Raw genomic sequence first — 9,870 nt, 5'->3', positions numbered from 1 at the left:
AGATGTGTATAAGAGACAGCCTTCCACCGGCCGGCGGACTCCCATTGGCTCAGGAGGATGGGCAGGGCCTCCCGCAGGGCGACCACCTGGCACTTCCCCTCTAAAATCAAAATGTCCCCCAGCTTCTCCCGGGTGATGCCCAGGCCCATGAGGGACCCCAGAATGTCCCGGTGGGTGAGGGAGGCCCCGTTTGGAAATGTCCCCTCCAGGGCGGCCAGGGGGCCCTCCGGGTCGGAGAGGGCGTCCTTCGGCTCCTGCCAGTCGGGGGGGAAATAGAGGATGTTCCGCTCCGATCCCTCATAGCCCCCGAAGGCGGTGTACCGGGGATTCCCCCAGGCGGCTAGCAGATCGGCGGCCGAGGCCTGCTCCCCCGGGGTCAGGAAGGGGGTGTGGGCGGGGACGCCCCGGTTCTGGGCCAGCTCCAGCTTGTCCAGCACCCGGGCCAGCAGGGTCCGCTCCTCCCCGCTGCGGGCGCAGCGGTCCAGCAGCTCTGTCTTGTTCACTCTCCCGCCTCCTCTCGTGCAGCGCGTTTTCTTTAGTATACCAGGAAACGCCGGTTGGAACAAGGAGAATCGAGGGACTGCACTTGGGAATCCGGCCCTTCCAAGAAACAGCAGGCCCGGCACTCTTGCGAATGCCGGGTCTGCTGCCGCTCATATAAAAATCCTTTGCTGCTCGATTTCCAGAAAAGGGGGGAAACGCTTACTTCAGGTCCAGGGCCTCTTTCACCTTGGCGATGATGTGGGCGCCGATGTCCCGGGAGGCGTCCACGGTCTGGGCGCCCAGGTGGGGAGTGACGATGAAGTTGTCGCACTCAAACAGGGGGGAGTCGAAGCCCGCGCCCTCGGTCAGGCCGCCGGCAGCCAGCTCGTTCTCCATGACGTCGGAGCCGTAGCCGCCCAGCTTGCCGGACTTCAGAGCCTCGTACATATCCTTCTCGTTGACGATGCCGCCGCGGGCCATGTTCAGCACCACCGCGCCGTCCTTCATCTCGGCGATGGACTTGGCGTTGAACAGGTTTCTGGTCTCGTCGGTGAGGGGCATGTGGATGGTCACATAGTCGGACACCTTCAGCACCTCGTCGATGGACAGGCTCTTGGCGTGCTGCTCCTCAAACACATGGGCGGGCAGGTAGGGGTCATAGGCCACCACGTCCATCTTGAAGGCGCGGGCCAGCTCACCCACGCGCTGGCCGATGCGGCCGAAGCCCAGAACGCCCAGGGTCTTGCCCCGCAGCTCGGAGCCCACGAACTTATACTTGTCCCAGGTCTTGTTCACCTTCACGTCGTAGCAGGCGGGAATGGTGTGGCGGGCGATGTCCAGCATCTTGGCGATGGTCAGCTCGGCCACGGCGTTGCCGTTGAGGCCGGGGGCGTTGATGACCTGGATGCCCTTCTCCTTGGCGGTGTCCAGATCGATGTGGTTCAGGCCCACGGAACACACGCCGATGACCTTCAGGTTCTTGGCGGCGTCCAGAATCTCCTTGTTGATGGCGGGGTCGACCCGCATGATGAGCACGTCATAATCGGGGATCAGCTTGGCCAGCTCCTCCTGGGTGGGCAGCATGTGGGTATCCACCTGCATATACTTGCTGAACTCCTCGGCGATGCTGCTGTGGACGGCGTCGATGATCAAACACTTCATGGCGATCCATCTTCCTTTCTCTTCATTTCACAATTTCTGGTATGGTCCACGGGGCTGTCCCCGCAATGCCATTCGTCTTTTGCATGCTTCAAAGATTTCCCAGTCAAAAACAGCATACATTTTAAACCGGAACCGCGCTCTTTTTTCCAATTCGTCCTAGTTTTAATACTATTAAAGCATAAAATCGGCAATTCGAACAGCAGATTTTTACTGATGGTTGCCACAGCCTTTTCATTGTGGTATACTGGGCTTATCCCAATGGAAATGAAGGATATCATTCAAAAGCCGGAAGGAGCATCTATGAATTTTCTGCACCTGAAATATTTCCTGCTTGTAGCCGAGGAGCTGAACATCACCCGGGCGGCGGAGCGTCTGTTCATCTCCCAGCAGTCCCTGAGCAACCACATCAGCAACATGGAGAAGGAGCTGGACGTGAAGCTGTTCACCCGCTCCCCCAAGCTGTCCCTCACCTACGCCGGCGACCTGCTGGTGGAGACGGCCACCCAGATCCTGGACCTGCACAGCCAGTTTCTGGCCAAGGTGGGCGACATCAACCGCCACTACATGGGTGTCCTGCGGGTGGGCATCTCCCACACCTGCGGCCTGGCCCTCCTGCCGGAGATCCTCCCCCAGTTCCAGGCGGAGTTCCCCATGGTGGAGTTCTCCCTGTTTGAGGGCAACTCCACCCACCTGGAGGACGAGCTGGCCCACGGCCGGGTGGACCTGATCGTCTGCTTCCAGCCCATTATGATGGAGGGGGTGGAGGTGGTCCCCCTCACCGAGGAGACGCTGATGATGGTGGTCCCCAAGTCCTTCACCGACGAGATCTTCGGGGAGCGGGCCGGCGAGATCCGGGAGCAGTTCTCCTCCGGGGCGGACATCGACTCCTTCCAGCACATGCCCTTTATCCTCATCAAGCGGGGCAACCGCACCCGCAGCACGGTGGACCAGTATTTCAGCCGCCACTTCTTCAAGCCCAAGCTGATTTTGGAGACCGAGAACACCATTACCACCCTGGCCATGGCGGAGGCGGGCATCGGCATCACCATCTGCCCGGAGCTGTTTTTAAAGACCATCCACGTGACCTCCTCCCGCTCCGCCTCCGACCCCCTGGACTTCTTTCCCCTCACCGACCCCTCCACCATCTGCAAGCTGGTGGTGGGCTACCGCCGGGACCGGTACCTGTCCCACTTCGGCGAGCGCTTCATCCAGCTGGCGCAAAATGTCCTGGGGACTGCCGAGGAGCAGCCAGCCGGTGCATGACCCCCTCCTTCCGCACACCGCATCCACAGCGGCGGCCCCTCTGCGGGGCCGTCTTTATTATTTCCCGAAAAAGTCTGTCACGATCCGGGCCGCTGACTCGTATACCCGGTGAAAGGAGGATGAGGCCATGACGGAATGGAGCCAGCCGGACCAGGCGGAGCGCTTCGTCCGGGAGTACGCCGACCCCATCCTGCGGGTGTGCGCCGCCTACTCCCTGGGCCGCTCGGACGCCCAGGACATCTGCCAGGATATTTTTCTCACCCTGCTGGAGGAAACACGGACCTTTGACACCCCGGACCACGAGCGGGCCTTTATCCTGCGGTGCGCCATCAACGCCTGCAAGGACATTCTCAAAAGCAGCCGCTTCCGCCGCACCGCCCCATTAGAGGAGGCGGAGCGGGTGGCCGCCCCGGCGCCGGGGGAGGAGCATCAGGTGTGGCAGGCGGTGGCGGAGCTGCCCGCCAAAGAGCGCATCTTAGTGTATCTGTTTTACTGCGAGGGCTACAGCCTGGAGGAGGCCGCCCGGATGTGCGGCTGCTCCTACGCCGCCGCCCGACAGCGGCTGAGCCGGGCCAGAAAACGCCTGCGGACGGAATTGGAGGTGTACCATGGGTGATTTGAGACATTCCTTCGACTCCGTCTTCTTTACCCAGGAAGAAAAGGAACAGCTGACAGCCCGCCTGCGTCAGGCGGCGGAACAGGAGGACAACATGAAAGATTCCACCAAACGCGCCATCCGACACACCAGCCACCGCCTCATCATCGGGGTGGCCGTGGCAGCCGCCCTCACCACCGGGGCCCTGGCCGCCGCCGTGGGGGGCGGCCTGCTGGGCTACTTCGAGGCCCGCACCCCCGAGGACCAGAGCACCCTGGAGGAGGGCATCTACCAGTTAAACCGCAGCGAGACCTACAACGGCTGGACCGTGGAGCTCACCGACTGCATCGGGGACGATTCCAACGTCTACCTGTGGGTGGACGTGACCGCCCCGGAGGGGACGGCCCTGGCCCCGCCGGAAGGAGGATGGATCAGCTCCAGCTTTCAGGCGGAACTGCCCGAGGATGTCTCCGCGGCAATGATGACCAGCCTGACTGCCCTGCCGGACGAGGACGCCGGAGACAACCGCATTTCCTTCTGCATTATGATCAACGCCGTCTCGGGGGACCTGCGGGGAAAGCAGGTGGACATCACCATCGAGCCCATCACGGAGAGCTGGGTGACCACGGGGGAGAATGGGGACCTTGTATTCCATGAAGGAGGCACGCTCACCGAGGCCATCCGGGACCACAAGTGGGTGTTTGAGGATGTGATGCTGGATTACCCCGACCAGACCATCCGCCTGGAGCCCCATGTGGAGGTCCCCTATCTGGACGGCACCGCCACCCTCACAAAAGTGGAGATCTCCCCCCTGAATACCCTGGTGCGCATTGAGGGCGGCTCCTGCTACGATCACCACAACCGCCTGGAGGATTCCCCTGCTGTGGACTCCAGCGGCACAGAGGAGGTCATCGAGGTGGACGGCTTCACTATCACCGTGGACGACGGCTCCGGGGCGGATGCCTACTGGAATGACTTCATCTGCTGGGACGCCCTAGAGACCGCGCTGGTGATGAAGGACGGCGCCATCGTGGAGCCCTCGAAGAACGGAGGAGGCTCCGGCTGTCAGGACGGAGTCAGCAACGACGTCTACCAGGGACCGCCCTATGTGGAGAGAAAGTTTCAGTATGCCGAGAGCAGCAATGCCCCCCGGGTCATTGACCCCAGCCAGGTGGACTATATCATGGTGTGCGGCGTGCGCATCGACATGCCCCAGTAAAGACGCGGAAAGCGGCCCCAGACGGGGCCGCTTTTTTGCGGGCGGGCGGGAGAAGGAGGCCCCCATATCAACGCGACGTTTTCTCTATCGCCCCCTCATCCGTCACGGCTTCGCCGTGCCACCTTCCCCCAAGGGGGAAGGCTTCGGGCGGCTGATAGCCGCCCCTACGGGAGGACAGCACCCACAGCGGGCGGGTCTGGGACCCGCCCCTACAAAAATACGGAAACCTGTCCGGTGAACGCCGTAGGGGCCGGTCCCAGACCGGCCCGCCCAGGAATGAAATGCGTGTTTGGGACGGGCGGGTGAGGGCACCCGCCCCTACGAAATTTGGGAGAACCTTCCGGTTTTGCCGCAGGGGCCGACGACCTCGGCGGCCCGCGGGCGGCCACATGGGGCCGCCCCTACGGCGGAAAACGAGCCGGGAGCGTTGGCTCGGCAAACTCAGGCGCGGATCTGGAACCGCACCAAGAGCAAACTTTGCACACCCAGGGCCCAGTGGCCCGGCGGGAATTGAGATACTTACTCAAATTTTGCGCGCCGGACGGGCTTTAATGCGAGACAGGAGCGCACCCCGTAAAGGGGGCCCGGGGGAAAGCCGTCATTGGCGAACAAAGTTCGCCTCTGCGGCGTCCCCCGGCGGCGTTTTGGTTACTTTGCCGCCGCGGGCAAAGTAACCCGCCGTCCGCAGACGGCGGAATTCCCTGCAAAACGGCGCGCCAAGGTCGTCGCGCCCTACGCCCGGAAAAAGGCTGTTCCCTCATCGCCCCCTCATCCGTCTGGCCTTCGGCCAGCCACCTTCCCCCCAGGGGGAAGGCTTTTGCGGGGGAAGGCTTACGGGCGGCTGATAGCCGCCCCTACAGAGAAAACAGCGTTGAAATACCCCGCCTTCATAAAATCTTAAGGGGTTCTTAATTGATTTTCCTCCGCCCTCGTCATATACTCAGTGTACTAATACAGTTCATACAGATATCAGATATGAGCGGAAAGGAGGAAGCGCATGCTGAATCTGGACTACCGGGACGCCCGGCCCATCTATGAGCAGGTTCGGGACGGTCTGCGCCGCCTGATGGTCACCGGGGCCATTCAGGAGGGGGAGAAGCTGCCCTCGGTGCGGTCCCTGGCCAGCCGCCTGGCCATCAACCCCAACACCATTCAGCGGGCCTACGAGTCCCTGGAGGCGGAGGGCTACCTGTACTCCGTGCCGGGGAAGGGCTCCTTCGCCGCCCCCCACACGGGGGTGGACCAGGGGCGGAAGGAGGAGCTGCTGGGCCGCTTTGACGCGGTGGCGGCGGAGCTGCTGTTCCTGGGCGTGGGAGGAGAGACGCTGGTGGAGCGGGTGCACCGGCTGGAAGGAGGAGAAACGGCGTGATCCAAGTCAACAACGTGGTAAAAACCTTCGACGGGTTCCGGGCCCTGGACGGCCTGACCATGTCGGTGGAGGGGGGCTCCATTTACGGCCTGGTGGGCCCCAACGGAGCGGGCAAGTCCACCATCCTGCGGCATATCATGGGGGTGTACCGGCCCGACTCGGGCTCCATTCTGGTGGACGGCCAGCCGGTGTACGAAAATCCGGCGGTGAAGGGCCGCATGGCCTGGATTCCCGACGACCTCTACTACTTTCTGTCCGCCTCCACCCGGGACATGATGCGGTTTTACCGGGGGCTGTACCCCCAGTTTGACGACAAGCGGTACCAGGCCCTGCGGGACGCCTTCCCCGCCGTGGACGAGGCGCAGCCCATCCGGAGGCTGTCCAAGGGCATGCAGAAGCAGTCCGCCTTCTGGTTATCTTTGTGCTGCATGCCGGACATCATGGTGCTGGATGAGCCGGTGGACGGCCTGGACCCGGTGATGCGGCGGCAGGTGTGGTCCCTGCTCATGGGGGACGTGGCCCAGCGGGGGACCACCGTGCTGGTGTCCTCCCACAACCTGCGGGAGCTGGAGGACGTGTGCGACCACGTGGGCATTCTCTCCCACGGCAAGGTCCTGCTTGAGCGTTCTCTCACCGATCTCCAGGACAACATCCTGAAATTGCAGGTGGCCTTCCGGGACGGGGAGCTGCCCAGGCTGCCGGAGGAGCTGAACGTGCTCCATGTGACCCAGGTGGGCCGGGTGCACACCCTCATCGTCCGGGGCAGCCCGGAGGAGATCAAGAGCCGGGTGTCCGCCCTGGACCCCCTGTTTCTGGAGGCCCTGCCCCTGTCGTTGGAGGAGATCTTTATTTATGAGCTGGGAGGTGAGGACTATGCGGTCCGGGACATCGTTCTTTAACGGCACCCTGTACCGGAAGGCGTTTTTCCGGTTCTGGCCCATCTGGGCTATCTACGGGATACAGTGGCTGCTGCTGATTCCCATGCCTCTTCTGACCACCGCCCTTCAGGGCCGGAATCCCGGCGCCACCAGCATGGCCGACTATCTGTTCATGATGGCCCAGGAAACGCCGCCTTCCCTTCTGGTCTTTGGCTCCATGTCCGCGGCGGTGGCGGGCGTCATCTGCGCCATGGCTGTGTTTGCCTATCTGTACTCCAGCCGGTCGGCCTGTACCATGCACGCCCTTCCTCTTCGGAGAGAGACTCTGTTTGTCTCCCACTACCTGGCCGGGCTGTCCTTCCTGCTGCTGCCCCACCTGGCGGTGTACGCCCTGACGGTGGCGGTGGAGGCCGCCCTGGGGTGTCTGGGGCTGTGGCCCCTGACTCAGTGGCTGCTGTGCCAAAGCGGGATGTGCCTGTTTTTCTACTCTTTCGCCGTGTTCTGCGCCATGTTTACCGGCAATCTGGTGGCCCTTCCCCTGTTTTACGGCATTCTGAACTTTCTGGCGTATACTCTCACCAGCCTGGCGGAAAACGTGTGCTATGCGTTTCTGTTCGGCTTCCAGCGCTTCCCCAGCGCCCTGTGGGAGGCGGTCGCCTGGCTGACCCCCTGGCTGAGTCTGTCCGATGCCCTCCACATTGACCACTATGTAGATGCAGGTCCGGTTTTGGCGGCACCCTCCACCACGGCGATTTATGCCGCCGCCGGACTGGTCTTTGCCGCGGCCGCCCTGCTGGTATACCGGGTGCGGCATGTGGAGTCCGCTGGAGACGTGGTGGCCGTGAAGGTGGTCCGTCCGGTGTTCCGGTACGGCTTCGCCCTGTGTGCCGGTCTCACCGGCGGGGTATGGACCTCCTCTCTTCTCATGCAGGACAGCACCACCGCCCTCACCTTCTGGGTGGTCTTCTGGGGCATGGTTGGCTGCTTTGCGGCAGAAATGCTGTTGAAAAAATCCTTCCGGGTCCTGAAGGCCTGGAAGGGGAGCGTGGCCTTGGGCGCGGTGATGCTGTTCCTGTGCCTGAGCGTGAGCCTGGACTGGTACGGCTATGAGGACCGGGTGCCCGCAGCGGACCAGGTGGAGTCGGTGGAGATCTACGGCCTGTCCTCCGCCCCCTACGACGGAGCCGACAGCAGCATAACCTTAACCACCCCGGAGAATATCCAGCGGGTCATTCAGTTCCACCAGATGGCCGTCCAGATGAAGGACCAGCAGTACGACGGCCAGAACACAGACGGATACCTATATGTTCATCTGACCTATACCCTGGCCGACGGCCGGGTGATGGAGCGGGTCTATGACAATCTGCCCCTTCGTGAGGACGATCTGAGGACCGAGGGCACCTTTGCCAATTTGGCCAATCAACTTTTGTCCGACCGGGAGCTTGTGGCGGAGATGTACGATTTTGAAACCGTGGAGCAGGGCCGCCTGGTGGAGGCCTATCTGGATTCGGTGTGGAACACCCGAACCCAGAGCTATGAGACGGTATACATTGACGGCTCCACCCAGGCGCTGTATGACGCAGTGAAGCAGGACTTCGCCGAGGGCACCATTGGAATTCGTTATCTGCTGGACAACAGCCAGGCGCGGCTGGACAACACCTGCGCCACCGACCTGCACTTCACTGTGGAGGTACCCCAGACCGCCTCCACCCCCGGAACCGGGGACCGGACCGCCTCGGAGATGGTGAGCTATGACTGGTATATCACCCTCACCCCCAACGCCTCCCACACCCTGGCCCTGCTCCGGGAGCTGGGGGCCCTGGATGAGACCCACATCGCCCCCACCTATGGGGAATACCTGTCGGATACGGAGACCACCTATGACGGCTACCGCAATCCGGACGGGAGCATCCCCGAGGACCTTCTCTACGACGCCCCCGACACCCGGACAGTGTCCTGAAAAAATGCCGTTACTTTCCCGCCGTTCAACGGCGGAAAAGTCCTCGCTGCGCTCGCTGAACGCCTTGCCAAGCAAGGCATTCAGGGCATTTGATCCCACTCGAGGCGGGCTGCCGCCCCCTCGAGCTCCCCCGCCAATACTCGGGCGGATTCGTCTAAACAGAGGTTTTTCGACAAGCTGAGCCGGCCCCGGACCACAAAAATGGTCCGGGGCCGGTTTTTATTTTATTTCCGCTTGATCCGTCTCCACGTCCCGCCCGCGGCGTTTCCCGCCAGGGCCGGGAGGGCGAACAGCAGGCTGTGGAACAGGGCCGTATGGTTGTAGGCGATCAGGGCCGCCGGGACATAGAGGAGCCCCCCCGCCAGGGGGTACAGGGGGCAGAAGCCCTCCCTCCGCCCCAGGGAGAAGCCGGAGCAGAGCCCCGCCGCCGGCAGCACTGCAAAGGGGAACAGCAGGCCGGAAAAGACGGGCACATCCACCACAAAGGTCCCGTCCACCCACCGGGCCAGCAGGGGGGCCGCCACACAGATGAGGGCCAGCAGGGGCAGATAGGGCAGCGTCTCCCGCCATTTCAAGGGGCTGGGCCCCGGGGAGAGGCCCAGGCGGCGGCGCAGATCGGCCACCTCCCAGTACCAGCCCACATACCGCCCCAGCCACACCAGCAGATACAGCAGAGCCAGGATGCCCAGCCAGCCCGCCAGATAGTCCGGGCGCTTCACCTGGAAGCACAGCCGCAGCAGGAGCAGCACCTCCAGGGCGGTGAGGGCGAAGTGGGCCAGGGACCGGACCACCAGCGCGGGGCCGTCCCCGGCAAAGGGGAGGGCCGCCGTCCCCACCGTGCCCCCTAGGGCGGCGCACAGGGCCAGAAGCACCGCTCCCGCTCTCCCCTGCCCCAGGGTCTGGACCAGGGGCTGTCCCGCCCCGCCCTCTCCCAGCAGGGCC

General features: G+C 63.1%; 10 protein-coding genes. 6 read left to right on the top strand and 4 right to left on the bottom strand.

What is annotated here, in order from left to right; translation table 11 throughout:
- The 3 genes from H6B31_RS15565 to H6B31_RS15555 all read right to left on the bottom strand — a co-directional run.
- Window positions 1-503: YlmH/Sll1252 family protein (locus H6B31_RS15565; RefSeq protein ID WP_346014103.1), on the bottom strand; the 503-nt coding region annotated here is incomplete at its 3' end.
- Window positions 504-702: 199 nt separating this feature from the next.
- On the bottom strand, window positions 703-1,644 hold the full coding sequence (locus tag H6B31_RS15560) for a D-2-hydroxyacid dehydrogenase (RefSeq protein WP_087290060.1): 942 nt from the start codon (window positions 1,642-1,644) through the stop codon (window positions 703-705).
- Window positions 1,641-1,868 (bottom strand): hypothetical protein, encoded by a 228-nt coding sequence (locus H6B31_RS15555; RefSeq protein ID WP_204899339.1) that lies wholly within the window; start codon window positions 1,866-1,868, stop codon window positions 1,641-1,643. The genes H6B31_RS15560 and H6B31_RS15555 overlap by 4 nt, the downstream gene beginning before the upstream one ends.
- Window positions 1,869-1,944: 76 nt before the next feature.
- Here H6B31_RS15555 and H6B31_RS15550 point away from each other — a divergent pair, with 76 nt between their 5' ends.
- The 6 genes from H6B31_RS15550 (at window position 1,945) to H6B31_RS15525 (ending at window position 8,928) form a co-directional block, all read left to right on the top strand.
- Complete coding sequence (locus H6B31_RS15550) at window positions 1,945-2,907, top strand: LysR family transcriptional regulator (RefSeq protein ID WP_204899338.1); 963 nt, start codon at window positions 1,945-1,947, stop codon at window positions 2,905-2,907.
- A gap of 127 nt (window positions 2,908-3,034) precedes the next feature.
- On the top strand, window positions 3,035-3,523 hold the full coding sequence (locus tag H6B31_RS15545; RefSeq protein ID WP_204899337.1) for an RNA polymerase sigma factor: 489 nt from the start codon (window positions 3,035-3,037) through the stop codon (window positions 3,521-3,523).
- Window positions 3,516-4,721 (top strand): hypothetical protein, encoded by a 1,206-nt coding sequence (locus H6B31_RS15540; protein ID WP_204899336.1) that lies wholly within the window; start codon window positions 3,516-3,518, stop codon window positions 4,719-4,721. The genes H6B31_RS15545 and H6B31_RS15540 overlap by 8 nt, the downstream gene beginning before the upstream one ends.
- A 997-nt stretch (window positions 4,722-5,718) precedes the next feature.
- Window positions 5,719-6,090, top strand: a complete 372-nt coding sequence (locus H6B31_RS15535) for a GntR family transcriptional regulator (protein ID WP_087290067.1) — start codon at window positions 5,719-5,721, stop codon at window positions 6,088-6,090.
- Window positions 6,087-6,989, top strand: coding sequence for an ATP-binding cassette domain-containing protein (locus H6B31_RS15530; RefSeq protein ID WP_204899335.1), 903 nt, complete (start codon window positions 6,087-6,089; stop codon window positions 6,987-6,989). The genes H6B31_RS15535 and H6B31_RS15530 overlap by 4 nt, the downstream gene beginning before the upstream one ends.
- Window positions 6,943-8,928 carry a hypothetical protein gene (locus H6B31_RS15525; protein ID WP_204899334.1) on the top strand — a complete coding sequence of 662 codons (1,986 nt, stop codon included), beginning with the start codon at window positions 6,943-6,945 and terminating at the stop codon, window positions 8,926-8,928. The genes H6B31_RS15530 and H6B31_RS15525 overlap by 47 nt, the downstream gene beginning before the upstream one ends.
- Window positions 8,929-9,152: 224 nt before the next feature.
- Here the strand turns inward: H6B31_RS15525 and H6B31_RS15520 are convergent.
- Window positions 9,153-9,870: hypothetical protein (locus tag H6B31_RS15520; RefSeq protein ID WP_204899333.1), on the bottom strand; the 718-nt coding region annotated here is incomplete at its 5' end.

The sequence above is a fragment of the Pseudoflavonifractor capillosus genome, assembly GCF_016899775.1.
Taxonomy (GTDB): domain Bacteria; phylum Bacillota; class Clostridia; order Oscillospirales; family Oscillospiraceae; genus Lawsonibacter.
The sequence above is the reverse complement of the archived record's forward strand: the minus strand, read 5'-3'. Positions and strand labels throughout refer to the sequence as shown.